Source organism: Mycobacterium sp. NGS59 (assembly GCF_059812345.1).
In genome coordinates this window covers 334,385-359,610 of the sequence record NZ_JCALCN010000002.1, presented here as the reverse complement: position 1 = coordinate 359,610, position 25,226 = coordinate 334,385, and the positions used below count along the sequence as shown (strand labels likewise).

Below are 25,226 nucleotides of genomic sequence, written 5' to 3'. Positions count from 1 at the left end.
GGTCAGCGGGTGCGGATGTGGACCTCACAGTTCAGCGATGCCTCGAGTGCGGTGTGGATGCGGCTCTCGGGAATCCGGTCGAGGTCTTCTTCGCGCAACGTGACGTAGACGATGTCGTAGCCGTCCCCGCCGGGCTCGCGCACGACTTCGCCGCGCAGGCCGAACCCGGACAACACGCCGTGGGCGTCGTCGTCGGTACCACGACTGACGAAGGTGACCACGCCGGCCGCCGGATTGGTATCGAAAGCTTTGCGGCACAAGTCGATTGCCAGATTCATAGTGGCATCGACGTCCTCGCCGGCAATCAGCATCTCGACCTCACGCCGGGCCGGTGGTCTGCCGGGCAGATCGATTTCCACCACGTCGGCACCGCGCTGACGGGTCAGATCGAGGAGCGTTGCCATGCCCTCAGCTAGCTGCGACGGTGTCAGGACACCGGTCGGGTCGACGTTGACGCGCACCACCGCAGTCCGCATGCGGGCAAGCCTAACCGCAACCAAGACGGGTTAGCCGATGCAGACCAAGTCCACCGTCGTGACCGCAACCTGGCCCGGTTGCCCGCCGCGGCTGCTGACCACAGAGTCCGCGGTCGAGGACCTGACGGCATATCGCGAACGCGGCGGCTACCAGCCACTCGTCGACGTCGAGCAGTTGCTGGCCGAAGTCGAGAGCAGCGGACTGCGGGGCCGCGGCGGCGCGGGTTTCCCACTCGCGGTCAAGTTGCACACGGTGCGCACCAACGGCCGCATCAGCGGAGGCGCGGTCGTGATCGCCAATGGTGAAGAGGGAGAACCGGCTTCGGTCAAGGACCGGTGGCTGCTTCGCCACCGGCCGCACCTGGTTCTGGACGGTCTGCGGTTGGCCGCGGCGGTCGTGGCCGCCGAACGCGCCTACGTCTACGTGTCGGACCCGGAGTCGGCACGCAGCGTCGAAACCGCCATCAGCGAACTCGACTCGGCCACGTTGAGCATCGAGGTGCGCTCGGTGCAGCCCGGCTACGTCGCCGGCGAGGAGACCGCCGCGGTCAATGCGATCAACGGCGGCCCTACCAAGCCCACGGACAAGCCGCCCCGGCCGTTCGAAGTCGGCGTCGGCGGCCGACCCACCCTGGTGAGCAATGTCGAGACACTGGCCAATCTGGTTTACCTGCAGGCCCACGGTGCGGCGGAGTTCCGTTCCCAGGGCACGGCCCAGTCACCCGGCACGTTCCTGGCGACCGTCACCGGAGCCGGCCGTCCGGCCGTGCTCTACGAACTGCCCCACGGTCTCCCGTTCGCCGATCTCCTTGCGTTCCACGGCGTTTCACCCGACGAGCTACGCGGTGTCCTGATGGGCGGTTACTTTGCCGGGCTGCTCAATCGCCGCGTACTGCAGACCACGCTGGACCACGAGGCGATCAGAGAGCTCAACAGCGGATTGGGCAGTGGCGCAATCTCGCTCATCGTCGGCGAGTGCCCGGTCGCGGTCGCCGCCGCGGTGCTGGCGTACTTCGACCGGGAGAACGCCGGCCAGTGCGGTTCCTGCTTCAACGGCACCGCGGCGATGGCGGCCGCCGCCGGTGCGCTGCGCGACGGGGTGGCGACGGCCGAGGACGTGGACCGGTTGCGTCGCTGGTCGGTGGTGTTACGCGGGCGCGGCGCTTGCGGGACCCTGGATGCCGCCTGCAACGCCGCGGCATCCCTGCTCGAGGAGTTCCCCGACGAAGTGGCCCGCCACCTCGAGGGCGCCTGCCCGGACTGCCGGGACGACGCTTATCGGCCCGAACGTCCGTACCTGGCAATGGAAACGGATGGTTGAGTTATGAAGATCCGTCTGGACCGCACCATCTGCGACGGCTTCGGATTGTGCGCCAAGCACGCCCCTGACTACTTTTCGCTCGACGACTGGGGATATGCGTGCCTGGTGGGCGACGGCGACGTACCGCAGCAGGATCGCGACGCGGTGCTGCGGGCGCTGCTGGACTGCCCGGTGCACGCCATCACCGAGGTCGGCGAGCCCCGGCCGAGCACCCCACGCCCGGAGTTGCATGACGAGGACGATCCCGCCTCGCGCGTCAAAACCGAAGCCAACGAAGCCGAGTGGGGATTCATCCGTTGAACAGGTGCGCCGGACTGACTGCCTTGGTGACCGGCAGCAGCCGGGGCCTGGGCAAGGCGATCGCGGCGCGGCTGGCGGCCGAGGGCGCCACCGTGGCCATCACCGCACGGACCTACGAGCCGGATCCGAAATATCAAGGGTCGCTGCGAGAGACGCTCGCCGAGATCACCGCCGAGGGCGGCTCGGCGATCGCGATCCAGGCGGACCTGTCCAAAACCGAGGAACGCGAGCGGCTGTTCGCCGAAGTCGTCGACCGCATCGGCGCGCCCGACATCCTGGTCAACAACGCGGCGGTGACGTTCCTGCGGCCGCTGGACACGTTCCCGGAGAAGCGGGTGCGCCTGATGATGGAGATGCACGTCCTCGCGCCGTTGCACCTCACCCAGCTGGCCATCCCGGCGATGCGGGAGCGCCGCCGCGGCTGGGTGCTCAACGTGACCTCGGTCGGTGGCGACCTGCCGTCGGGTCCGCCCTTCGACGAATTCGACCGCGGCGCCGGATTCGGGATCTACGGCACGGTCAAGGCCGCGCTGAACAGGCTCACCAAAAGCCTTGCCGCAGAACTGTATGACGACGGCATAGCGGTCAACGCGGCCGCGCCGTCCAAACCGGTCGCGACGCCGGGTGCCGGCACCCTGGATCTGGCCAAGACCGACACCGAAGACATCGCCCTGATCACCCAGACCGCGCTCGAGTTGGTCACGTGCGACCCCGCGTCGACGACCGGACGAATCGCTCACACCCAGACCTTCCTGCGCGAAATCGGATGGCTGGACTGACTCTCGATGCGCTGCGCGGGCGGCTGCCCGACGTCGAGGATCTGGGCCCGCTGACCGGCGGGGCCTCCAGCCTGACGTACGCCGGAAGCCGGGCCGGCCGTCGCGTGGTGATCAAGGTGGCTCCGACCGGCATGGCACCCGTCGGGCATCGCGATGTGCTCCGCCAATGCCGCATCATCAGGGCGCTGGAGTCGACTCCGGTACCCGTCCCCGAGGTGCTGTGGGAGGACCCCGGCGAGCCCCCGCTGTTCGTCATGTCGTGGGCGGAGGGCAGTTCACTGGAGCCCCTCTACGATCTCGGCGACGCCCCCGAGAACGAAACCGTCGTGGCCGCGCGGTACCGAGACGCGGCGGCAACCATGGCCGCGTTGCACCGGATCCAACCGGCGACCATCGGCTTGCAAGACGAACCGATCGTGGGGATTGAGGCCGAAATCGCGCGCTGGTGCGCGGCATTGGAGACGGTGGATCCCGCGTTGGCACCCGGATGGCGGGACGTGGTTGCCGCAGTGCGGGATTCGGCGCCCTCGCCGATACCTCCCGCCGTGGTGCACGGTGATTTCCGGCTCGGCAACCTGCTGGCCGTCGAAGGCCGCGTCACGGCAGTGATCGACTGGGAGATCTGGTCGGTGGGCGACCCGCGCATCGACGCCGGATGGTTCCTGATCAACAGCGACCCGGCGACGTACCGGCGCACCACGCCGTACGTAGGCCGCACCCCGCCGGTTACCGAATTGGCCGCGATCTACCAAGCCGAGCTGGGATATCCGGTACCCGACCTGGACTGGTTCCAGGCGCTGGCCTGTTTCAAGTCCGTGGCCACCTGGTCGTTGATCGTCAAACACAACCGGCGGCGGGAGCGACCGGATGCCGGCCTGGAAGCAATGTCAGACGCGTTGCCGCACTTGCTGTCCCGCGTCCTGGCCCACCTATGACGCCGAGTGGGAATCTCACGACGCGACGCGCCGACGGACTGTCGTGAAAGTCACGCTCGGGTGGGTCGGATACCTGCCAGTTGCGAGCCGAACTTGCGCTCGGCGGCCTCGCGCAGCCGCAGGAGATGTTCGGAGGGAAACAGGTCCGGTGCCGGCTGGTAGTCCTTGAGCAGCTGTCGCGCCAGCACGGTCTTGTGCACTTCGGTTGGCCCGTCGGCCAATCCGAGCACGAACGACTCCACCAGATGCTGCACGAACGGCATCTCGTGCGTGGTGCCCAGCGAACCGTGCACCTGCAGCGCCCGGGCCGACACGTCGTGCAGGACCTTCTGCATCATCGCCTTGACGGCCGAGATGTCGGCACGCACCGCCTTGTAGTCGTTGTGCTGGTCGATCTTCCACGCGGTCTGCAATGTCAACAGCCGGAACGCCTCGATCTCCATCCACGAGTCCGCGATCATCTCCTGCACCAGCTGCTTGTTGCCCAGCATGTCCCCCTGGGTGTACCGGGAAACCGCCCGCTCGCAGAGCATGTCGAAGATGCGGCGGACCAGGCCGACGGTGCGCATGGCGTGGTGGATACGCCCGCCGCCCAGCCGGGTCTGCGCCACCACGAACGCTCCGCCGCGCGGACCGAGCATGTGATCGGTGGGCACCCGCACGTTCTCGTAGCGCACATAGCCTTCACGGCCCCCGCCGCCGAGAGGCTGATAACCCAGTCCCACGTCGCGCAGGACGTTGATACCCGGCGTCTCGCCCGGTACCACGAACATCGAATGCCGTTGGTAGGGCGGCGCTTCGGGGTCCGTCACCGCCATGACGATCAGGAAGGACGCCATCGACGCGAAGGAGGAGAACCACTTCTCGCCGTTGATGATCCAGTGGTCACCGTCCTGCACCGCCGACGTGGTGAACACCTTCGGGTCGGCGCCGCCCTGCGGCTCGGTCATCGAGAAGCACGACACGATCCGGTTGTCCAGCAACGGCTCCAGATAACGCTGCTTGAGCTCCGGGGTGCCGTAGTGGGCCAGGATCTCACTGTTGCCGGAATCGGGTGCCTGAGAACCGAATACGATCGGCGCGCATTCGGAGCGACCGAGAATCTCGTTGAGCAGAGCCAATTTCAACTGACCGTACCCGGGCCCACCGAGATGCGGACCCAGATGGGTCGCCCACAGGCCGCGCTCCTTGACGATGTTCTGCAGCGGCGGGATCAGGGCCTGGCGAACCGGGTCGTTCAGGTCGTGAGATTCCTTGACCAGCAGGTCCACCGGCTCGCACTCGGAACGCACGAAGTCCTCCACCCAGGCCAGCTGGGCCGCCCATTGCGGGTCAGTCGAAAAGTCCCACGCCATGGGCTGATTCCTTTCTATCGACGTTGAGTCTGCGCCTAGGGCGCGATATCAGCCAAAATCGCGCCCTGAGCGCAGAATCAATGCGGGCTTTATCATCGCGACCACTTCTGGCGCAGCGCGGCCGCCTCGCTGGTGGCGTGCGTCATCACCTGGTTGCGATTCTCCAGCTCGATCGCCGAGGCGAGTCCCGGCGCGTCCGCATTCACGTGCAGTGTGCGCTTGGTCAGCTGCGTGGCCAGAGCCGGGAGTTCGGCGATGTCACCCGCCAACTCCACCGCGTGGTCGAACAGCCGCTCGGGTTCGACCATTTGGCTCACCAGACCCCGTCGATCCGCCTCCTGCGCGGAGACCGTGCGCCCGGTCAACATCCAGTCCGCGGCGACACTGGAACCGACGATGCGCGGCAGGTGGTAGCTCATGCCCATCTCGGCTCCCGACAGCCCCAGCAGAATCGCCGCGTTGCCGAATGTCGCTGCCGTCGAACAGATCCGGATGTCGGCGGCCAGGCTGATGGCCAGCCCCGCACCCACACACGGACCGTTGACCGCCGCGATCACCGGCTGCGGGAGGTCGCGGATCGCCTGCGGTATCGCGGCCATCGACTCCTGGAATCGGAGCCGGTCGATGGCCGGATCGTCGGCTTCGGGGATCCCCGCTCCGAAGCCGCGCACGTCGATGCCCGAGCAGAAGCCGCGGCCGGCGCCGGTGATGACGACGGAGCGCACGGCACCCTCGGCAGCCAGCCGACCCAATGCCGCGGTGAACTCCGCCAACATCTCGGAGTTGATCGCGTTCAACCGGGACGGGCGGTTCAGTCGGAGTACCACCACACCGGAGCGCGGCGTCTCCCGAACCAGCGTCTCCGTCACACCCGGAGATGATAACGTAATTCTCCGATTCGCATAACGCGCCTACCGTAGTGTGCGTTGGCAATTCGAATTGCGGAGGTGACGTGTCAACAGCCCCGGGACGCCCGCTCCCCCAACTCACCGACCAGAACGAATTCTTCTGGACTGCCGGTGCCGACGGAACGTTGCGGATCCAGGAGTGCCGGGCCTGCGCGGCGCTGATCCATCCGCCCGCACCGGTTTGCCGTTACTGTCGCTCCCGCGACATGGGCGTGCGTGACGTTTCGGGTCGGGCGACACTGGCCGGCTTCACCGTCAACCACCGCTTCAGCCTGCCCGGTATGCCGGCGCCGTACGTCGTCGCGGAGGTGGCGATCGCCGAGGATCCGCGGGTCCGCCTCACCACCAACATCGTCGACGCAGATCCCGGGCAGCTCGAGCTCGGACAACCGGTGGAAGTCGTGTTCGAGCAGATCGACGACGTGTGGCTGCCACTGTTCCGTCCGGTCGCCGAAGCCGAACCCGGCGCGCTGCCGGAGGACGAGATCGCACCGGAACGCTTCGGCGAATATGTCCGGCCGATGCTGAGCGCCGAGAAGTTCGAGGACAAGGTCGCGCTCACCGGAATCGGCATGTCGCCGATCGGGCGCCGGCTGATGGTGCCGGCGCTGTCGCTCACGGTGCAGGCGTGTGAAGCCGCCGTCGCCGACGCCGGACTGACTTTCGACGACATCGACGGGCTCTCGACCTATCCCGGCGGCGGCAACGTGGGCGGCTTCGGCGAGGGCGGGGTGACGGCGCTGGAAGCGGCCCTGGGCATCCGGCCGACCTGGCACAACGGCGGCATCGAGACGTTCGGCCCGGGCGGGTCGGTGATCGCGGCCATGCTCGCGGTCGCCGGCGGACTGGCCCGGCACGTGCTGTGTTTCCGGACCCTGTGGGAAGCCACCTTCAACGAGCACATGAAGCAGGGCAAGATCGTCCCCTCCGGCGGCCGCACCGCAAGCTGGCAGTGGCCGTTCGGCGCCACCTCCGCCGCGCACACCCTGGCGATGACCGCCCAGCGGCACTTCCACCGGTACGGCACCACCAAGGAGACGCTGGGCTGGATCGCGCTGAACCAGCGCGCCAACGCCGAACTCAACCCGACCGCCGTCTACCGCTCCCCGATGACCATGGACGACTACCTGGACGCCCGGCCCATCACTACCCCGTTCGGTCTGTACGACTGCGACGTGCCGTGCGATGGCGCCGTCGCGGTCATCGTCTCCGCCGTCGACGCCGCCCGGAACCTGGCCAAGCCGCCCGTACTGGTGGAGGCGGTCGGGACGCAGATCGTCGAGCGCATCGACTGGGACCAGAGCACCCTGACCCATGAACCGCAGGTGCTCGGTCAAGCCGCGCACATGTGGACCCGGACGTCGCTGAAGCCCTCCGACGTCGACGTCGCCGAACTCTACGACGGCTTCACCATGAACTGCCTGTCGTGGATCGAGGCGCTCGGCTTCTGCGGTATCGGCGAGGCGCGCGAATTCCTGGACGGCGGCAAGAACATCGCCCGCGACGGCCTGATCCCGCTCAACACCCACGGCGGGCAACTCTCACACGGCCGCACCCACGGCATGGGCCTGCTGCACGAGGCCGTCACCCAGTTGCGCGGCGAGGCCGGGGCGCGCCAGGTCGCCGGCGCCCGGGTCGGTGTGGTCAGCAGCGGCGGGCTGACGCCCAGCGGCGCGATCCTGCTGCGGGCCGGCGAATGAGCAGCGCATGACTCCCCGCCCGCGGGTGGTCATCGTCGACGGCGTACCCATGTCCGGGGTCATCGCCGAGGCGGACAATCCCCAGGCGGTGATCCTGGCCATCCACGGCGGCGGCACCACCGCGGTCTACTTCGACTGCCCCGGGCATCCCGAGTTGTCACTGCTGCGACTGGGTCCGACGCTGGGGTTCACCGTGATCGCGCTGGACAGGCCCGGCCACGGCAGTTCGGCGGCCTACCCCGAGGCGGTGCAGACTCCGCAGCAGCGCGTCGACCTCGCCTACGGCGCGGTGGAACGCATCCTGGGAGAGCGCCCGCGTGGTGCGGGCCTGTTCGTGCTGGGCCATTCGGGGGGCTGCGAACTCGCCACGCGGATGGCCGCCGACGGGCGCGGCGCCGCACTGCTGGGACTCGAACTCGGCGGCACCGGCAGGCGCTATCACGACGCGGCCAAGCAGATCATGAAGGCCGCCGAGGTCAAGGAACGTCCGCCCGGCACCCGCGAATTGCTATGGGAGCCGACGCGGCTGTATCCCGAGGACATCCTGCGCGGCGTCACGAACTCGTCGACATCGCCGGCCTACGAGCGGGATGTGGCGCTGAACTGGCCGCACCGCTACTTCCCGGAACTGGCGCCCTCGGTGCGGGTGCCGGTGCGCTTCACCCTCGGCGAGCATGACCGGGTGTACCGGGGTGACGACAGCAGCCTTGCCGAGATCCGCGAGATGTTCACGCGAGCACCACTTTTCGTCAGCAACACGCAAGGCGATGCCGGGCACAACCTCAGCCTGGGGCACAACGCCGCCGACTACCACCGCAAGGTGTTCGCGTTCGTCGACGACTGCGTAGCCGCGCGCTCGGGCTCGGAGACCGGTTGATGCGCGTCGGGTTCATCGGGTTGGGCAACCAGGGTGCGCCCATGGCACGCCGCATCGTCGACGGCGGCTTCCCGACGACATTGTGGGCGCGCCGGGCGGCCAGCCTGGAACCGTTCGCGGACACCCCGGCGAAGGTGGCCGGGTCGCCGGCCGAGCTCGCCGCCGGAAGCGATCTGGTCTGCCTGTGCGTGGTCGGGGACGCCGACGTCGAGGAACTCACCTCGGGGGACGACGGGATACTGACCGGGCTGGCGCCCGGCGGCGTGATCGTCGTGCACAGCACCGTGCACCCGCAGACCTGCCGGGCGCTGGCGGAAAGAGCTGAGCTGCAGGGCATTTCGGTTGTCGATGCCCCCGTCAGCGGCGGCGAACCCGCCGCGGCCAGCGGGCGGCTGCTGGTCATGGTCGGGGGTGATGCCGACGTGGTCGAGCGCTGCCGTCCGGTCTTCGAAACCTACTCCGACGCCATCGTGCATCTGGGCGACTTGGGATCGGGTCAGACCACCAAACTGCTCAACAACCTGCTCTACACCGCCAACCTGGGCACGGCGGCCGCCGCCCTCGCGCTGGCCCAGGATCTGGGGGTCGCGCCCGCCCGCCTGTCCGAGGTTGTCTCCCGCAGCAGCGGGAACAGCTTCGCGCTCAATTCCATTGGCAGCGTCGGAAGCTTGGACCGCCTGTCCGGTCTGGCCGGCGCCCTGTTGCAGAAGGACGTACGACTGCTGGTGGACCTCGCCGAGCGGGCGTCGGCTTCTACCGGCGCGGTGCTCGACGCCGCCGACGCCGCGCTGGCCTTGATGGGCCACTCCCGATGAGCGTCAAGTCCTTTTCGCCACGCGGGCAAACCGCTACCGTTGACGTTACAGTCGAGCTTTCAGCTGTAATGATGCCAGTCCCCTGCTCAGCATCGAGGAGCGTTCTATGACCACTTCGAAGGTCGTCTTCGATCCGTTCTCGGAAGACTTCTTCAACGGCGCCTGGGACACCTACCGACGAATGCAGGAAGAGGCGCCCGTCTATTACAGCGAGGAGTACGACTTCTACGCGCTGACCCGCCACGAGGACGTGGCCGCCGGTTTGAAGAATTTCGAGACGTACTCCTCGGCGTTCGGCATCGACCTGTCGATGGTGCGCACCGGCAAGCCACCGGCGCAGAAGTCGATCATCTTCATGGACCCGCCCGACCACCGGCACATGCGCAGCCTGCTCAACAAGGTTTTCACGCCACGGGCCATCCAGGCCCAGCAGCCGATGGTCCGCGAGAAGATCGACAAGTATCTGAGCAGGGTTGATCCCGAACACTTCGATGTGGTCCAAGACTTCTCCGGGCCGTTCCCGGTCGAGGTGATCACCACCATGCTCGGGGTGCCCGAAGAACACGCCCAGCGGATCCGCCATCTGATCGACGAGGGGTTGCACCGCGAACCGGGACAGGTTGAGGTCGGTGAGCGCGGCATGCAGGCCAACATCGAAACCGGAATGCTGTACTACGAGATCTTGCAGCAACGTCGCATCGAGCCGCAGGAGGACCTGTTCACGAAGCTGATCAACGCCGAGATCACGCGTGAAGACGGTCAGACCACCAGTCTGGATGACATCGAAATAGCCGGATTCGCAACGCTATTGGGTGGTGCGGGGGCTGAGACGGTGACCAAGCTGATCGGCAACGCGCCGGTGGTCTTCGCCCGGTTCCCCGGCGAGTGGCAGAAGTTGCTCGACGACCGCAGCAAGATCCCCGCCGCGGTGGAGGAGCTGTTGCGCTACGAGGCGCCGTCGCAGTACCAGGTGCGTTGCTCGACGAAAGACGTTGAGCTGCACGGCGTCACGATCCCGGCCATGAAACCGGTGTTCCTGATCAACGGTGCCGCCAACCGCGATCCCGACGCGTGGACCGATCCCGACACTTTCAACATCGACCGCGATCGGCACGAGGCACTGAACCTGAGTTTCGGCTACGGGATCCACAGCTGTTTGGGTGCGGCGCTGGCCCGGATGGAGAGCGTGATCGCACTGGAGAAGTTGCTCGACTTCATGCCCCGCTACGAGGTGGATTGGCAGAACTGCAACCGCGTACACATGCAGAATGTCGCGGGCTGGAAGAACGTACCCGTGAAAGTCGTGTCATGAGAATCGAAGTCGACTGGGATCTGTGCGAGAGCAACGGCGTGTGCATGGGCATCATCCCCGAGGTGTTCGAACTCGGGGACGACGACATGCTCACGGTGCACCGGACGGAGGTCACCCCGGACATCGAGGAGCAGGTGCGCGAAGCCGTGCGGCAGTGCCCTCGGCAGGCGATCTCCCTCGAGGAGTAGCGGGCTCGGCTTCCCGCTGAAACCTACAAACCGGCGAGGATGACGGCGTTGCAGTCGGCCGCCGCCTGGCGCAGCTTCGCGGCGTTCTGATAAGCCTCGGAGTCGTACCAGGCGCGGGCGGCGTCCACCGATTCGAACTCCAGCACCACGGTCTGGTGCCCGTGCCAGTCCCCTTCGAGGACCGTGGGTGCGGTGTCCACGGCGAGGACTTTGACGCCACCCATCGCCGCGCCCGCGGCCTTGCCGTAGGCCTTCATGCCTTCCGGGTCTTTGATGGCCTCGGTGAGGATCACATACCCTTTGGGTCCGTTGGACATTGGTGAATCTCCTCAGCGCTCTTTGATCGCCTGCTCGGGACAACATTCGATGGCCTCGCGGGTCGCCGCCTCGAATTCCGCTGGTACGTCGGAGGTTATCGCTTCGGCGTACCCGTCGTCGGTCAAGGTGAAGACCTCCGGGCACAGGGTCAGACACATGCCGTGCCCGCGGCAGGACCCGTCGTCGACCCAGACCTTCATGCCGGCGTGAACTCCAGGTGCAGCTCGGTCAGACCGCGCAGGATATAGGTCGGCACGTACTGATAGCGACGGTCGCCGGCCGGGCCGTGCACCCGCTCGTCGATCCTGATGTCCGACGTGCGGTCCAGCAACCGTTCGATGGCCACCCGGGTCTCGGCGCGCGCCAGCGGAGCGCCGGGGCAGCTGTGGATCCCGCGGCCGAACGAGATGTGCTGGCGGGCGTTCTTGCGGGCCGGATCGAACGTCGCCGGTTCGTCGAAGCGACGCGGGTCGCGGTTGGCGGCGGCCTGCACCACCATGACCGTGGTGCCGGCCGGCAGGTCGACGCCACCGACGTTGACCGGCACCCGGTTCATCCGGAAGTCACCCTTGACCGGGCTCTCGTGCCGCAGCGACTCCTCGATGAAATTGGGGATCAGGCTGCGGTCCTTGCGCAGTTGCGCCTGGATGTCGGGACGCTCGGCCAACGTCTGCAACGACGCGCCCAGCAGCCGCACGGTGGTCTCCTGGCCCGCCGAGAACACGTTGCTGGCGACGCGGGCCACGTCTTCGACGTCGGGAGTCGAGCCGTCGGGGTAGGTGGCGGTGGCCAGGCCGGTCAACACGTCGTCGCGGGGCTCGCGGCGGCGGTCGCGTACATAGTCGGAGAACAGGCCGTAGAGGAATTCCAGCGGACTGTGCGCCAGCGCTTCCTTGCCGGTGCCGCCGATGCCGCCGCCCGAATGCTGACGGATGCCCTTGATGAACTTGTCGCGGTCCTCCATGGGCACGCCCAGCAGGTCGGCGATGACCAGCAAGGTGAACGGCCCGGCGAAACCCTTGATCCACTCCCCTTCGCCGGGGGCCAGGAAGTCGTCGAGCACCTGGTCGGCGAGTAACCACATCGCGTCCTCGTTCTCCTTGAGGCGCTTGGGCGTGATCAGCCGCATCAGCAACGAGCGGTGGTTGGTGTGCGTGGGCGGGTCCAGGGTCGGCAGCTGGTCACTGAACGGCAGCTTGTCGCGGTGCTGTTCGATCAGCTCGGTGATGTCGTCGGAGCCTTCGACGGGCACCGGGAAGCCGGGGAACGGTCCGGTCACCGAGATGCAGGACGACCACGTCCCGGCGTCGTTCAACACCGCGCAGGCTTCCTCCCATCCGGTCACCATGGTGACGCCGTGATGCTTTTCCCGGGTGACGGGACACTGCTCGCGCAAGGCCTCGTAATACGGGTAGGGATCCTCGACGAGCTGCTTATCGCGGAAGAAATCCAATTCGGTGAAGTCGTTCACCATCTCCATATCCCATCTCAATCTCGGCAAGCGAGAACGTGCCTCTCACACTTGAGCATTACATTTCCATAGGGGTACGACGGCCGTCAACGTGGACGACGGCGGGTCGAATCAGCTCGCGGGAACCAGGTCGGCCGCGACCGACGGAACGGACATCACGCCACTGCGGAACCGCTCGGCCGCAACGGATGCGGTCTCGATGACTCCGGCCGCCGCCAGCGCGCGCGCCTTGAAGATCTGCGCCGCCATGCTCAGCCGGTGCTCGACTACGCCGACACTGTCGTCCAACTCGGCCGGCCAGGTCTTGCCCCACAGGGTGACCTCGGTGACGCCGTGGTCGAGGGCTTGCAGCACCCCGGACCGCACCCGCGGATCGGAGCCGAGCAGATCGGCCGCGGCCGCCAGCGCTTGCGGGCGGGGACGGGTAGCCACCGCCGCCAGCGCGGATTCCAGGTCGAGGGTCTTGGCGCCCAGGATGTGCAGCGGCCGATCGTCGGGGTGGTCGGTGAGCAGCACGGTGACGTCCCAGCCCGCCATCGACCGGTCGAAGAGCCAGCCGCCGGCGAACGTCACCACGTCGGCGACGCTGGAGGCGACGACGTCCAGGCGGTATCTCATGTCGGGTTCTCCGTCGTCCTGGACGGGGCGAAGTCGCGCGCCAGTGTCTCCGCGTACTCCTTGAACACTTCGGTCAGCGGTATCGAAGGATCGAGCAACCATGTCATTTCCATTCCGTGGATGAACGCCAGAATTTCTACTGCCTTGACGGCGGGGTCTATGTCGGCGCGGAATCGGCCGGCGGCCTGACCTCGGCGGATGCCGGCGGCGACGATCTCGGTCGCGTCCCGCTGCCGGGCGACCAGACGGTCGTGCAGGGGGGCGTCGGGGTCGATGTTCTCGCCCAGCAAGACCGTGAACGTGCCGACCAGGTCGGGCGCCCGGTTGAAGCGGTCGGCGACCTGTGCGATCTCGCCGAGGAGATCTCCGAAGCGGTCGGAATGCATGTCGTCGTCCAGGTCCCGGGCGTCGAGCACGGCGTGCAGGAGTTGTTCCTTGGACTCGAAGTGGTGCAGCAGTCCCGCCGGGGTCACCCCGGCTTCCCGGGCGATCTGGGCCAGCGTGGTGTTGCGCCACCCGTTGCGCGAGACCAGTCGCTGCGCCACGGCGAGGATCCGTTGTTTACGGTCCTCCCCCTTGGCCAGCAGGGAGTCGTATGGGCGTGCGTCGGACACCGCGCTCCTACAGATGGGCTGTCTGCAAAACCTACTGAACACACAGTAGGTTGGTTTGCCGACGCTGGCAAGGGCTCTTTTTCCGCTGGATTCAGCCGACCAGTTCGACGATCGTCGCGTTGGCCGTACCGCCGCCTTCACACATGGTCTGCAGGCCGAAGCGAATCCCGTTGTCGCGCATGTGATGCACCATGCGCGTCATCAACACCGCACCGGACGCGCCCAGTGGGTGTCCCAGCGCGATCGCGCCGCCCAGCGGATTCAGCCGGTCGGGATCCGCGCCGGTTTCGGCGAGCCAGGCCAGCGGCACCGGTGCGAAGGCCTCGTTTACCTCGAAGACCCCGATGTCGCCGATCCGGACGCCCGACTTGGCCAGCACCTTCTCGGTAGCAGGAATCGGGCCGGTCAGCATCAGCACCGGGTCGGCTCCGGTGACCGCGCCGGCGCGGTACCGCACGATCGGGGTGAGCCCCAGCTCCAGGGCCAGGTCGGAGGTGGTGATCAACAGCGCGGCCGCACCGTCGGAAATCTGCGAGGAGTTGCCCGCGTGGATGACCCCGTCCTCGGCGAACGCGGGTTTGAGGGCCGCCAGTTTCTCCACGGTGGTCCGCCGCCGGATCCCCTCGTCCTGATGCACCACGGAGTCATCGGTGAACACCGGCACGATCTGTTCGGTGAACGCGTTGCCGTCCTGCGCCGCCGCGGCGCGTTCGTGGGACAGTGCCGAATACTCGTCGAGCCGGGTTCGCGAGAAGCCCCATTTTTCGGCGATCATCTCCGCCGACAGTCCCTGGTTGAACGAGAAATCGTCATAACGTTCAAGCACTTTCGGTCCGTACGGCATGCCCGTGGCCCTGGCCGAACCGAGCGGCACGCGACTCATTACCTCCACACCACCGGCGACCACCACGTCCTGCTGACCCGACATCACCGCCTGCACCGCGAAGTCCAGCGCCTGCTGGCTCGATCCGCAGGCCCGGTTGACCGTGGTGCCGGGGATGGTTTCCGGCCAGCCCGCGGCCAGCACGGCGTAGCGGCCGATGTTGCTGGACTGGTCGCCGACCTGGGACACACAGCCCCAGATGACGTCGTCGATCAGCTCCGGGCTGATACCGGCGCGCTCCAGCAGCTCGGTCAGCACGACGGCGGACAGGTCGGCGGCGTGCATGCCGGACAAGCCGCCGTTGCGCTTTCCGACCGCGGTGCGCACCGCTTCGACGATGACCGTTTCACGCATGTTCCGCTCCCCTCGCCCGACAGCTCGCCGAGCGTGTACTGACTGCGAAAAAAGTGCGCAGAATTCGCAGTGGCTACACGTTCGACGCGAGCCTAGTAGCTGCGCGGCAGCTTCAGGACATGAGAACCCAGGAAGTTCAGGATCATCTCCTGGCTGACCGGCGCGATCTTCATCAGCCGCGCCTCGCGGAAGTACCGGGTGACGTGATACTCCTCCGCGTAACCCATCCCGCCGTGGGTTTGCAGCGCCCGGTCCGCGGCGGTGAAGCCGGCGTCCGCACACAGATATTTGGCCGTATTGGCTTCTCGCCCACAGGGTTTGCCGTTGTCGTAGAGCCAGGTGGCCTTGCGCAGCATCAGTTCGGCGGCGTCGAGGCGGGCCAGCGAATCGGCGAGCGGGAACTGCAGACCCTGGTTCATCCCGATCGGCCGGCCGAAGACCTCGCGCTCGTTGCCGTACTTGACCGCCTTGTCCAGCGCGACCCGACCGATGCCGAGCGCCTCGGCCGCGATCAGCATCCGCTCCGGGTTCAGGCCGTCCAGGATGTACTGAAAACCCTTGCCCTCCTCGCCGATTCGGTCTTCGACGGGGATCTCCAGGTTGTCGATGAACAATTCGTTGGAGCTGACGGCGTTGCGGCCCATCTTCTTGATCGGGCGGACGTCGACGCGGCTGCGGTCCAGGTCGGTGAGGAACAGCGTCATGCCGTCGGTCTTCTTGGTGACCTCGTCATAGCTCTGGGTGCGGGTCAGCAGCAGGATCTTGTCGGATTCCATCGCTTTGGAGATCCAGACCTTGCGGCCGTTGACCACGTACTTGTCACCGTCGCGCTTGGCGAAGGTGGTGATGCGCGAGGTGTCCAGGCCGGCACCGGGTTCGGTGACGCCGAAACAGACGTGCACCTCGCCGGTGGCGACCGCCGGCAACATGCGCTGCTTCTGCTCCTCGGAACCGTGCACGACGACGGGCTGCATGCCGAAGATCGACAGGTGGATGGAGCTGGCGGCGTTCATCGCGCCGCCGGATTTGGCGACCTCCTCGAGCAGGATGGTCGCTTCGGTGATGCCCAGACCGTGCCCGCCGTACTCGGTGGGGATGGTCATCCCGAGCCAGCCGCCGTCGGCTATGGCGCGGTAGAACTCCGTCGGGAATTCATGCGCCTGGTCCTTCTCCATCCAGTAGTGGTCGTCGAACTTCGACGCCAGCTCGGCGACCGATCGCCGGATCAGTTCCTGGTCCTCGGTCAGCTCGAAATTCATCCCCGCCACGGGCACCTCCTATTGGCGCGAGCAGACGCAAAAGCCCCCAAAATGGGGCATTTCGAGGGGCTTTTGCGTCTGCTCGCGGGAAAACGGGACCTCTCAGTCCTTGTTGCCGGTAAGAGCTTTCGCGTTGGCCGCGAAGTCCGCGAAGGACGAACCGCCTCGGCTGTCCTTGTCGTGGCCCTGCGCCTTGATGGACACGTCGTGCCCCTCGGCGGCTTTGCGCAGCGCACCGACGGTCGCCTGTTCACGCGAGATGTGGGTGAACGGGTCGAACGAGTACCACCGCATGGCGTTCTCGTGGGTCATCTTGTTGATCTCGTCGTCGGGAACATTGTTGAGGGACAACACATCCCACAACTCTTCGGGCGCGCCCGGCCACATCGAGTCGCTGTGCGGGTAGTCGGCTTCCCAGCAGATGTTGTCGATGCCGATCATGTTGCGCAGCGCCACCCCGACCTTGTCGCTGATGAAGCAGGTCAGGAAGTGGTCACGGAAGACTTCGCTGGGCAGCTTGCCCTTGAAGTCCTGGTGCGTCCAGGCGGAGTGCATCTCGTAGGTGCGGTCGGCGCGCTCCAGGAAGTACGGAATCCAACCGGTGCCGCCCTCCGACAAAGCGATCTTCAGGTCGGGGTACTCCTTGATCGGCCGCGACCACAGCAGATCGGCGGCGGCCTGCACGATGTTCATCGGCTGCAGCGTGATCATCACGTCCATCGGGGCATCCGGCGCGGTGATCGCCAACCGGCCCGAGGAACCGATGTGCACGTTCATCACGGTGTCGGTGTCCACCAAGGCTTTCCACAGCGGGTTCCAGTACTCGTCGTGGAAGCTGGGGTAGCCCATCGCGGCCGGGTTCTCGGTGAAGGTCAGTGCGTGCACGCCCTTCTTCGACACCCGGCGCACCTCGGCGGCACACGCCTCGGCATCCCAGATCACCGGGATCGCCATCGGGATGAACCGAGCCGGGTACGCGCCGCACCACTCGTCGATGTGCCAGTCGTTGTAGGCCTGCACCAGCGCGATCGAGAAGTCGTGGTCGTCAGTGGCGAACAGCCGGCCCGCAAAGCCGGGGAACGACGGGAAACAGATCGAGGCCAGGATGCCGCCGGCATTCATGTCCTTGACCCGTTCGTCCACGTTGTAGCAACCGGGCCGGATCTCGTCGAGCCCGGTCGGCTCGATGCCGTACTCCTCCTTGGGCCGGCCGGCGACGGCGTTGAGGGCGACGTTCGGGATCACCGTGTCGCGGAACTTCCACATGTCCGAGCCGTCGGCGTTGTGCACCAGCCGCGGAGCGTCGTCGATGTACTTCTTGGATAGATGATTCTTGAACATGTCCGGCGGCTCGACGGTGTGGTCGTCGACGCTGATCAGAATCATGTCTTCTTTGTTCATGGCTCCCTCGACATTCTCGAATAGATCGTTCTGAGTGCTCGGGTCTGGAACGGGCGGCCCCCAGGCTGGAATCGACGAGCCGCACATAAGCCAAGCTCTTTATAGGATGAAAACTAGCTTCTCATGCAGCGAGAATCAACATCCAGCATAGTCGGCGGGACACGGCTCCGCGGCTTCGCGCACCTGACGACGGGGGCGAATCGACCCCGGGCAGCGGCGACGATCCCGTCGAATCCGGATGACCATGCGCCGACGGCACCGATCCGCTCGCGCCAGGATTGACCAACCGACCGATCCGTGCAAGTCTATTGGTTGGAAATGAGAATAGGATTCTCGCTCAGTGAGAAGAACACCGAGAGGACCGTCGCCGCGATGCGTCTGCCGCCACTGCCCGCCGACCGGTGGGACGAGGCTGTCGAAGGGGCGCTGGCCGTCATGCTGCCCGCCGAACGGCGCAATCCGCGCGACGCCTCCAACATCCTGGCGACCCTGGTCAACCACCCGGTCCTGACCAAGGCGTTCCTCAAGTTCAACGTCCATCTGCTGTTCTCCTCCACCCTGCCGCCACGCATCCGCGAACTGGCCATCCTGCGCGTCGCCCACCGGCGCAAGTGCGCCTACGAATGGACCCACCACGTCGATCTGGCCAAACGGGAGGGCGTGACCGACGCCGAGATCGAGGCGTCGCGCGCACCCGACGTGACCGCCACCGATCTCGACGCTTTCGAGCGCGTGGTACTGGCCGGTGTGGACGAACTCGACGAGCGCTCTGAGTTGTCCGACGAAACCTGGGCAGCGCTCGGCGAGCGCTTCGACGACCGCCAGCGGATGGACTATGTCTTCACGGTCGGCTCCTACACCATGCTGGCCATGGCCCTCAACACTTTTGGCGTACAGCTCGAAAACGACCACGAAGGAAGGTAGAAGTGGCCCACTTCCCCAAGCCAGCCGCCGGCAGCTGGACAGAGAACTATCCCGAACTGGGAACCGAACCAGTCGACTACACCGACTCGATCGACCCGGCGTTCTTCGAGGCCGAACGCGACGCGGTGTTCCGCAAGACCTGGCTCAACGTCGGCAGGGTCGAACGCCTCCCGCGCACCGGCAGCTACTTCACCAGGGAGCTGCCGTCAGCCGGCAAAGGCACTTCGGTGATCATCACCAAGACCAAGGACGGCACCGTCAAGGCCTACCACAACGTGTGCCGGCACCGCGGAAACAAGTTGGTGTGGAACGACTTTCCGCAGGAGGAGACCTCCGGCACCTGCCGGCAGTTCACCTGCAAGTACCACGCCTGGCGCTACAGCCTCGACGGCGATCTGACCTTCGTCCAACAGGAAGACGAGTTCTTCAACCTCGACAAGAGCCAGTTCGGCCTGGCGCCGGTCCGTTGCGAAGTGTGGGAAGGCTTCATCTTCATCAACTTCGACGACAATGCCGCGCCGCTGACCGACTACCTCGGACCGCTGGCCAAGAGCATCGAAGGCTATCCCTTCGGCGAGATGACCGAGACCTACTCCTACCGGGCCGAGGTCGGCAGCAACTGGAAGCTGTTCATCGACGCGTTCGTCGAGTTCTACCACGCGCCGATCCTGCACCAGGGGCAGTACACCAAGGAAGAAGCTGCCAAGATCCAGAAGTTCGGCTACGAGGCGCTGCACTACGAACTGGCCGGACCGCACAACCTGCAGTCGACGTGGGGTGGTCAGGCGCCGCCGTCGGACATGTCCATGGTCAAGCCGATGGACCAGGTGCTGCGCAGCGGTCTGTTCGGCCCGTGGGACAAGCCGGAGATCATCGAAAACCTGGAATTACCACCGGGTGTCAACGTGAAGCGGGTGCCGCAGTGGGGCATCGACTCGTGGCTGTTCTATCCGAACTTCATGCTGCTGATCTGGGAGCCGGGCTGGTACCTGACTTACCACTACTGGCCGACCGCGGTGGACAAACACATCTTCGAATCGTCGCTGTACTTCGTGCCGCCGCGCAATGCGCGGGAACGCCTGGCCCAGGAGCTGGCCGCCGTGACATTCAAGGAGTACGCGTTGCAGGACGCCAACACCCTGGAAGCCACCCAGACCATGATCGGCACCCGGGCGGTCAAGGAATTCCTGCTGTGCGACCAGGAAGTGCTGATCCGCCATCTGCACCACACCACCGCCAACTACGTCAAGGAGCACCAGCGCAATGTCGCTACCGTCTGAATTCGCGGCCCTGGAGCCGTATTTGGATTGGGATCTGGCCACCGAGCCCGAGCGTTACGCCAAGCGGTTGGCCTCGTCGATGTCGGAGATGCAGGACTTCTACGACGTCGCGTTCCCGTTGCTCAACGACGTGATCGCGTACTGCGACAAGTTCCCGATCGACGACTTGCCCGACGATGCCAAGACCCTGATGCACATCATGCAGTCGCTGGTGATGGTGTCGTTCCCGATCGAGGCCTGGAAGCAGCCCCGGGTGCCCGACAGCGGCGCGGCGTGGGTTGAAGTCCTTCGCGAACCGGTGATTTAACCGGTGCTGACGCTCAAGGCCGCCGGGCTGCTCGACGTCGACGCCGGAGATATCGTCCGGCCCGGCATCCTGCGGATCGACGGTGACCGGATCGTCGGCGTCGGAGGTGAACCCGAGGGCGACACAATAGATCTCGGGGATCAGATCCTGCTGCCGGGGCTGATGGACATGGAGGTGAACCTGCTGATGGGTGGTCGCGGCGAGCGGCCGGGACTGTCTCAGGTTCAAGACGACCCGCCGACCCGGGTGCTGCGTGCGGTCGGCAACGCCCGGCGCACGCTGCGTGCCGGGTTCACCACGGTGCGCAACCTCGGGCTGTTCGTCAAGACCGGCGGCTACCTGCTGGATGTGGCACTCGGCAAGGCGATCGACGCGGGCTGGATCGAGGGTCCACGGATTGTGCCTGCCGGACATGCGATTACGCCGACGGGTGGGCATCTGGACCCGACGATGTTCGCCGCGTTTGCGCCGCACGCGCTGGAGCTGACGGTGGAGGAGGGCATCGCCAACGGGGTCGACGAGATCCGCAAAGCGGTGCGCTACCAGATCAAGCACGGCGCGCAGCTGATCAAAGTCTGCGTTTCCGGCGGCGTGATGTCGTTGACCGGTGAGGCCGGCGCACAACACTATTCGGACGAAGAGTTGCGCGCCATCGTCGACGAGGCGCACCGGCGCGGGCTGCGCGTCGCCGCGCACACGCACGGAGCGGAAGCGGTCAAGCACGCCGTTGCCTGCGGTATCGACTGCATCGAACACGGCTTCCTGATGGACGACGAGGCGATCCAGATGCTGGTCGACAACGACCGGTTCCTGGTGACCACCCGTCGGCTCGCCGAGGCGATGGACGTGTCGCACGCCCCGAAAGAGTTGCAGGACAAGGCCGCCGAGATGTTTCCGAAGGCCAAGACGTCGATCAAGGCCGCCTACGAGGCCGGGGTGAAGATCGCGGTCGGCACCGACGCGCCGGCGATACCGCACGGCAAGAACGCCGACGAACTCGTCACCCTGGTGGATTGGGGCCTGCCGCCGTTGGCGGTGCTGCGCGCCGCTACCGTGACGGCAGCGGATCTGATCAATTCCAAAGACCTGGGCAGGCTGGCCGAAGGCATGCTCGCCGACGTCATCGCGGTGCCGGGAAACCCGTTGGAAGACATCACCGTTACCCGTAACGTCAGCTTTGTCATGAAAGGCGGCAAGGTCTATGCCAACCAGAACTGACGATTTGGTCGAGATCCAGCAGCTACTGGCTCGATACGCGGTAACCATCACCCAGGGTGACATCGACGGACTCGTCGGCGTCTTCACCCCGGACGGGACCTACAGCGCGTTCGGCGACACCTACACCCTGGACCGGTTCCCGGAACTGGTGGCCGCCGCACCCAAGGGCCTGTTCATGACCGGCACCTCGTTGGTCGAGAATCTCGATGGCGACACGGCAACCGGCACCCAGCCGCTGTGCTTCATCGAGCACTCGGCACACGACATGCGCATCGGTTACTACCGCGACACCTATCTGCGGACCGCCGATGGCTGGCGGCTGAAAACCCGTGCCATGACATTCATTCGACGTAGCGGGGTGCACGACTCGGGGCGCCCGCACGCCGTCGGTCGCCCTACGCCGTGAATTCTGGCACCGTCACGGTCGAGCAGTTCCGGGCCGATTTGTGCGCGTGGCTCGACGACCATGACCTAACGCCTGGGCCCGACCATTCGCTGCAGGGTCATATGCGGCAATTCGCCCGAGTCAGCGAGGCACTGTACGACGCGGGTTGGATGCGTTACGGCTGGCCGGTCGAAGTCGGCGGGCTGGGTGGGCCCGCTCTGCTGCGCGCGATCGTCGGCGAGGAGGTGGTCGGCCGGCGGTTGGCCGAGCCCGGCCCTTACTCGATGCTGGAGGTCCTCGCCCCGACGATGATCGATTATGCGCCAACCGAACTCGCTGCCGAAATGGTGCCGTTGCTGCTCAGCGGGCGCGAGCAGTGGTGTCAGGGGTTCTCCGAACCGGGGTCGGGAAGCGATCTGGCCTCGCTGACCACGCGCGCCGCCCAGGACGGGGACAACTGGATCGTCAACGGGCAGAAGGTCTGGACCAGTTTCGCGCAGTACTCCACCCGGTGCGTCCTGCTCACCCGCACCGCGCCCGGCCATGACGGCATCACCGCGTTCTTCGTCGACATGGACACACCGGGCATCACCGTCCGGCCGCTGCACACCATGCACGGCGTCGACGAATTCTGCGAGGTCTATTACGACGACGTGGTGGTCCCGTCCAGCCGGATGCTCGGCAAGCCGGGAGACGGCTGGCGCCTGGCGATGGATCTGTTGCCCTATGAACGCTCGACCTGTTTCTGGCAGCGGATCGCCTATCTGTACTCACGTTTCGACGCACTCATATCCGAAGTGACTGCCGCTGACGAATCCGCTTTGGGCGCAGCCTATCTCGCGTTGCATACGCTGCGCTGCCGGTCCCGCGCCACCCAGCACCGGCTGGCCGACGGGGCCAGATTGGGCCCGGACACCTCCATCGACAAGGTGCTGCTGGCCGGCGCCGAGCAGAAGCTCTACGACACCGTGCACGACCTGCTGCCAGGCGCGCTGGAACTCGACGACACGCCGTGGCGGCCCGAGTACCTGTACTCCCGCGCGGCCACCATCTATGGCGGCACCGCCGAGATCCAGCGCAACATCATCGCCCGCCGGCTGTTGGATCTCGGGAAGGAGTGACGGTGTGACCGATCCCGAAGAACTGCGCATGATCGCCGATTCGCTGCGGACCGCGATGAATGCGCATTCCGGTTCGCGACTCGACTCCGCGCTGGCAGAGTTGGGCTGGCTCGACATGCTGGACGAGATCCCCGACACGGCAATACCTTTGGTCTTCGGATTGCTCGGCGAAACCGGCGCGCACGCCTCGGTTCTGAACGACGTCGTAGGGCAGCCGGGTGGCGAGCCGGTGCCGCTGCCCTACGCCGGCGGGTCCTGGGTGGTCTGGGAACGCACCGACCAGGACACGTCAGCCTTGGACGACGACATTCCGATACACCGGGTGCCCACCGGAGAGCCCCTGACGCCCTCGGTGCTGGCCGCGGGTCGACGGGCGCTGGGCTGGTGGCTGGTCGGCACCAGCCGGGCCATGCTGGCGCTGGCCCGTCAGCACGCCCTCGACCGTGTCCAGTTCGGCCGTCCCATCGCCTCTTTCCAGGCCGTGCGGCACCGGCTCGCCGAAACGCTGGTCGCGATCGAGGGCGCCGAGGCCACCCTGCAGGTTGCCGCGGACCATGACGACGAACTGGCCAGCCTGCTGGCCAAAGCCGCTGCCGGTCAGGCGGCGCTGACCGCAGCACGGCATTGCCAGCAGGTGCTCGGTGGCATCGGCTTCACCGCCGAACACCGGTTGCATCGTCACGTCAAGCGGGCGTTGCTGTTCGACGGGCTGCTCGGCAGCTCCCGCGAACTGACCCGCGAGGCGGGGGCGGTACTGCGGCAGCGGGGTTCGGCGCCCCGCCTGGCCCACCTCTAACGCCGAGTGTGAATCCCACGACGTGACACGCCGTCGGCCCGTCGTGAGATTCACACTCGCGCAGGCTGATAACTAATTGCGCGGCAGTCCCAGTATCCGCTCGGCGATGATGTTGCGCTGGATCTCCGAAGTGCCACCTGCGATGGTGCCGGCGAAGCTGCGCGCGTACCGGTCGAACCAGCTGCCGCTGTGGGCGTCGAGGTCCAGCGGCGCGAACTGCGCAGTGACCGCAGGATGTACCAGGCCGTCGGCGCCGGTGGCGTGCAACGCCTCCTCCGAAGCGCGTTGCAGGGCTTCGGATCCCAGCAGCTTGAGCACCGACTGGGCGGGCACGTCCTCCTCGCCGCGGGCGGCACGGGCCGTCGCCGCCGACCCCAGCAGATGCATCGCCCGGGCATCCATCACCAGCGTCGCGTAACGATCCCGTTCCAGCACCCCGGACGGCGTGTAGTCGACCGTCATCTGGTCCAACAGGTTGGCGTAATCCATCCACAGCATGGCGCGTTCGTGGCCCAGCGAACCGGTCGCCACCCGCCAACCGCCGTTGAGGGCGCCCACCAGATTCTCGGCCGGCACCCGCGCATCGGTGAAGAACACCTCGTTGAACTCGACGTCGTCGTGGTCACACACCGACGGAAACGGTCGCCGCACCACGCCGGGTGTATCCGTCGGAATCATCAGGGCACTGATGCCCTTGTGTTTCGGCGCGTCGGGATCGGTGCGCACGAACGTCAGCAACACGTCGGCGTGGTGGGCGCCGGAAGTCCAGACCTTCTGACCGTTGACCACGAAATGGTCTCCGTCGAGCACCGCCTTGGTCTTCAGCGACGCCAGGTCCGACCCCGCGCCGGGCTCGCTCATGCCCAGCGAGGCGGTGATCTCGGCCCGCAGGATCGGCACCGCCCAGCGCCGCTTCTGCTCGTCGGTGCCGAACGACAGCAGCGACGCGGCGATGATCCCCACACCCTGGGGATTGAAGCTGCGGTAGATCCGCCGCCGGGCCAACTCCTCGGCGCACACGTACTGCTGCAGCAAAGTGGCGTTGCGGCCGCCGAATTCCGGCGGATTCCCGGGTAGTAGCCAGCCGTGGTCGAACATTCGGCGTTGCCAGCGCACCGCCCACTCCGGCAGGTGCGAGCACGAGAGCGGCCGCTCGATTCCCTCGGCCCCGTCCGGCAGATGCTCGTCCAGAAACGCAATGAATTCGGCGCGGAATGCCTCGATGTCGGCGTCGAAACTCAGCTGCACGGCGCTCGCTCCTAGCTGTCCAGAGCTCTCCCGAGCCCCTGTTCTCGGAAATCTGCTTCCCAA

At 66.3% G+C, this 25,226-nt stretch carries 28 protein-coding genes; 16 read left to right on the top strand and 12 right to left on the bottom strand.

Going from position 1 to position 25,226, the window contains the following annotated elements; all coding sequences use genetic code 11:
* Positions 1–2 precede the first annotated feature (2 nt).
* Positions 3–476, bottom strand: a complete 474-nt coding sequence (locus AC5Y46_RS04245) for a hypothetical protein (protein ID WP_499946427.1) — start codon at positions 474–476, stop codon at positions 3–5.
* 37 nt (positions 477–513) lie between these two features.
* On the opposite strand from AC5Y46_RS04245, the gene AC5Y46_RS04240 reads away from it, so the two are divergent.
* Genes AC5Y46_RS04240 through AC5Y46_RS04225 form a run of 4 tightly spaced genes read left to right on the top strand, consistent with a single transcriptional unit; the run spans position 514 to position 3,811 of the window.
* Positions 514–1,797, top strand: a complete 1,284-nt coding sequence (locus tag AC5Y46_RS04240) for an NADH-ubiquinone oxidoreductase-F iron-sulfur binding region domain-containing protein (RefSeq protein WP_499946428.1) — start codon at positions 514–516, stop codon at positions 1,795–1,797.
* Between the two features lie 3 nt (positions 1,798–1,800).
* Positions 1,801–2,097, top strand: a complete 297-nt coding sequence (locus AC5Y46_RS04235; protein ID WP_499946429.1) for a ferredoxin — start codon at positions 1,801–1,803, stop codon at positions 2,095–2,097.
* On the top strand, positions 2,094–2,876 hold the full coding sequence (locus AC5Y46_RS04230; RefSeq protein ID WP_499946430.1) for an SDR family NAD(P)-dependent oxidoreductase: 783 nt from the start codon (positions 2,094–2,096) through the stop codon (positions 2,874–2,876). Before AC5Y46_RS04235 ends, AC5Y46_RS04230 begins: the two co-directional genes overlap by 4 nt.
* Complete coding sequence (locus AC5Y46_RS04225) at positions 2,864–3,811, top strand: phosphotransferase family protein (RefSeq protein WP_499946431.1); 948 nt, start codon at positions 2,864–2,866, stop codon at positions 3,809–3,811. The genes AC5Y46_RS04230 and AC5Y46_RS04225 overlap by 13 nt, the downstream gene beginning before the upstream one ends.
* Before the next feature lie 50 nt (positions 3,812–3,861).
* Here AC5Y46_RS04225 and AC5Y46_RS04220 read toward each other — a convergent pair whose 3' ends face one another.
* Positions 3,862–5,166 carry an acyl-CoA dehydrogenase family protein gene (locus AC5Y46_RS04220; RefSeq protein WP_499946432.1) on the bottom strand — a complete coding sequence of 435 codons (1,305 nt, stop codon included), beginning with the start codon at positions 5,164–5,166 and terminating at the stop codon, positions 3,862–3,864.
* A gap of 92 nt (positions 5,167–5,258) precedes the next feature.
* Positions 5,259–6,035 (bottom strand): enoyl-CoA hydratase/isomerase family protein, encoded by a 777-nt coding sequence (locus AC5Y46_RS04215; protein WP_499946433.1) that lies wholly within the window; start codon positions 6,033–6,035, stop codon positions 5,259–5,261.
* Positions 6,036–6,118: 83 nt separating this feature from the next.
* On the opposite strand from AC5Y46_RS04215, the gene AC5Y46_RS04210 reads away from it, so the two are divergent.
* The 5 genes from AC5Y46_RS04210 to AC5Y46_RS04190 all read left to right on the top strand — a co-directional run bounded on the left by AC5Y46_RS04210 (position 6,119) and on the right by AC5Y46_RS04190 (position 10,966).
* On the top strand, positions 6,119–7,774 hold the full coding sequence (locus AC5Y46_RS04210; RefSeq protein WP_499946434.1) for a thiolase C-terminal domain-containing protein: 1,656 nt from the start codon (positions 6,119–6,121) through the stop codon (positions 7,772–7,774).
* Positions 7,775–7,781: 7 nt separating this feature from the next.
* On the top strand, positions 7,782–8,651 hold the full coding sequence (locus AC5Y46_RS04205) for an alpha/beta hydrolase (protein WP_499946435.1): 870 nt from the start codon (positions 7,782–7,784) through the stop codon (positions 8,649–8,651).
* Positions 8,651–9,466 carry an NAD(P)-dependent oxidoreductase gene (locus AC5Y46_RS04200; RefSeq protein ID WP_499946436.1) on the top strand — a complete coding sequence of 272 codons (816 nt, stop codon included), beginning with the start codon at positions 8,651–8,653 and terminating at the stop codon, positions 9,464–9,466. The genes AC5Y46_RS04205 and AC5Y46_RS04200 overlap by 1 nt, the downstream gene beginning before the upstream one ends.
* A gap of 106 nt (positions 9,467–9,572) precedes the next feature.
* The gene (locus AC5Y46_RS04195; RefSeq protein ID WP_499946437.1) at positions 9,573–10,778 is read left to right on the top strand and encodes a cytochrome P450; all 1,206 of its coding nucleotides are present in this window, start codon (positions 9,573–9,575) and stop codon (positions 10,776–10,778) included.
* Positions 10,775–10,966, top strand: coding sequence for a ferredoxin (locus AC5Y46_RS04190; RefSeq protein WP_499946438.1), 192 nt, complete (start codon positions 10,775–10,777; stop codon positions 10,964–10,966). The genes AC5Y46_RS04195 and AC5Y46_RS04190 overlap by 4 nt, the downstream gene beginning before the upstream one ends.
* Before the next feature lie 23 nt (positions 10,967–10,989).
* Here AC5Y46_RS04190 and AC5Y46_RS04185 read toward each other — a convergent pair whose 3' ends face one another.
* The 8 genes from AC5Y46_RS04185 to AC5Y46_RS04150 form a co-directional block, all read right to left on the bottom strand.
* On the bottom strand, positions 10,990–11,283 hold the full coding sequence (locus AC5Y46_RS04185; protein WP_499946439.1) for a DUF1330 domain-containing protein: 294 nt from the start codon (positions 11,281–11,283) through the stop codon (positions 10,990–10,992).
* Positions 11,284–11,295: 12 nt separating this feature from the next.
* Positions 11,296–11,484, bottom strand: a complete 189-nt coding sequence (locus AC5Y46_RS04180; RefSeq protein ID WP_499946440.1) for a ferredoxin — start codon at positions 11,482–11,484, stop codon at positions 11,296–11,298.
* Positions 11,481–12,758 (bottom strand): cytochrome P450, encoded by a 1,278-nt coding sequence (locus AC5Y46_RS04175; protein WP_499946441.1) that lies wholly within the window; start codon positions 12,756–12,758, stop codon positions 11,481–11,483. The genes AC5Y46_RS04180 and AC5Y46_RS04175 overlap by 4 nt, the downstream gene beginning before the upstream one ends.
* A gap of 108 nt (positions 12,759–12,866) precedes the next feature.
* Complete coding sequence (locus AC5Y46_RS04170; protein ID WP_499946442.1) at positions 12,867–13,373, bottom strand: hypothetical protein; 507 nt, start codon at positions 13,371–13,373, stop codon at positions 12,867–12,869.
* Positions 13,370–13,987, bottom strand: coding sequence for a TetR/AcrR family transcriptional regulator (locus tag AC5Y46_RS04165; protein WP_499946443.1), 618 nt, complete (start codon positions 13,985–13,987; stop codon positions 13,370–13,372). The genes AC5Y46_RS04170 and AC5Y46_RS04165 overlap by 4 nt, the downstream gene beginning before the upstream one ends.
* A gap of 91 nt (positions 13,988–14,078) precedes the next feature.
* Complete coding sequence (locus AC5Y46_RS04160) at positions 14,079–15,224, bottom strand: thiolase family protein (RefSeq protein ID WP_499946444.1); 1,146 nt, start codon at positions 15,222–15,224, stop codon at positions 14,079–14,081.
* A gap of 92 nt (positions 15,225–15,316) precedes the next feature.
* Positions 15,317–16,483 carry an acyl-CoA dehydrogenase family protein gene (locus AC5Y46_RS04155; RefSeq protein WP_499946447.1) on the bottom strand — a complete coding sequence of 389 codons (1,167 nt, stop codon included), beginning with the start codon at positions 16,481–16,483 and terminating at the stop codon, positions 15,317–15,319.
* A 102-nt stretch (positions 16,484–16,585) separates the two neighbouring features.
* Positions 16,586–17,884: an amidohydrolase family protein gene (locus tag AC5Y46_RS04150; RefSeq protein WP_499943430.1), complete on the bottom strand. Its 1,299-nt coding sequence runs from the start codon at positions 17,882–17,884 to the stop codon at positions 16,586–16,588.
* 372 nt (positions 17,885–18,256) lie between these two features.
* Between AC5Y46_RS04150 and AC5Y46_RS04145 the strand changes: the two genes are divergently transcribed.
* The 7 genes from AC5Y46_RS04145 to AC5Y46_RS04115 are packed head-to-tail and all read left to right on the top strand — an operon-like array spanning position 18,257 to position 23,915.
* Positions 18,257–18,808 carry a carboxymuconolactone decarboxylase family protein gene (locus tag AC5Y46_RS04145; protein WP_499943669.1) on the top strand — a complete coding sequence of 184 codons (552 nt, stop codon included), beginning with the start codon at positions 18,257–18,259 and terminating at the stop codon, positions 18,806–18,808.
* A 2-nt stretch (positions 18,809–18,810) separates the two neighbouring features.
* Positions 18,811–20,088, top strand: coding sequence for an aromatic ring-hydroxylating oxygenase subunit alpha (locus tag AC5Y46_RS04140; RefSeq protein WP_499943431.1), 1,278 nt, complete (start codon positions 18,811–18,813; stop codon positions 20,086–20,088).
* Positions 20,072–20,395 (top strand): hypothetical protein, encoded by a 324-nt coding sequence (locus AC5Y46_RS04135; RefSeq protein ID WP_499943432.1) that lies wholly within the window; start codon positions 20,072–20,074, stop codon positions 20,393–20,395. Before AC5Y46_RS04140 ends, AC5Y46_RS04135 begins: the two co-directional genes overlap by 17 nt.
* A 3-nt stretch (positions 20,396–20,398) precedes the next feature.
* Positions 20,399–21,613, top strand: a complete 1,215-nt coding sequence (locus tag AC5Y46_RS04130; RefSeq protein WP_499943433.1) for a metal-dependent hydrolase family protein — start codon at positions 20,399–20,401, stop codon at positions 21,611–21,613.
* A complete protein-coding gene (locus AC5Y46_RS04125; protein WP_499943434.1) occupies positions 21,597–22,019 on the top strand; it encodes a nuclear transport factor 2 family protein in 423 nt (140 codons plus the stop codon). The genes AC5Y46_RS04130 and AC5Y46_RS04125 overlap by 17 nt, the downstream gene beginning before the upstream one ends.
* On the top strand, positions 22,016–23,119 hold the full coding sequence (locus tag AC5Y46_RS04120) for an acyl-CoA dehydrogenase family protein (protein ID WP_499943435.1): 1,104 nt from the start codon (positions 22,016–22,018) through the stop codon (positions 23,117–23,119). Before AC5Y46_RS04125 ends, AC5Y46_RS04120 begins: the two co-directional genes overlap by 4 nt.
* A 28-nt stretch (positions 23,120–23,147) precedes the next feature.
* Positions 23,148–23,915 (top strand): acyl-CoA dehydrogenase family protein, encoded by a 768-nt coding sequence (locus tag AC5Y46_RS04115; RefSeq protein WP_499943670.1) that lies wholly within the window; start codon positions 23,148–23,150, stop codon positions 23,913–23,915.
* Positions 23,916–23,987: 72 nt separating this feature from the next.
* On the opposite strand, the gene AC5Y46_RS04110 is transcribed toward AC5Y46_RS04115, so the two are convergent.
* Positions 23,988–25,163 (bottom strand): acyl-CoA dehydrogenase family protein, encoded by a 1,176-nt coding sequence (locus AC5Y46_RS04110; protein WP_499990188.1) that lies wholly within the window; start codon positions 25,161–25,163, stop codon positions 23,988–23,990.
* Between the last annotated feature and the right edge of the window lie 63 nt (positions 25,164–25,226).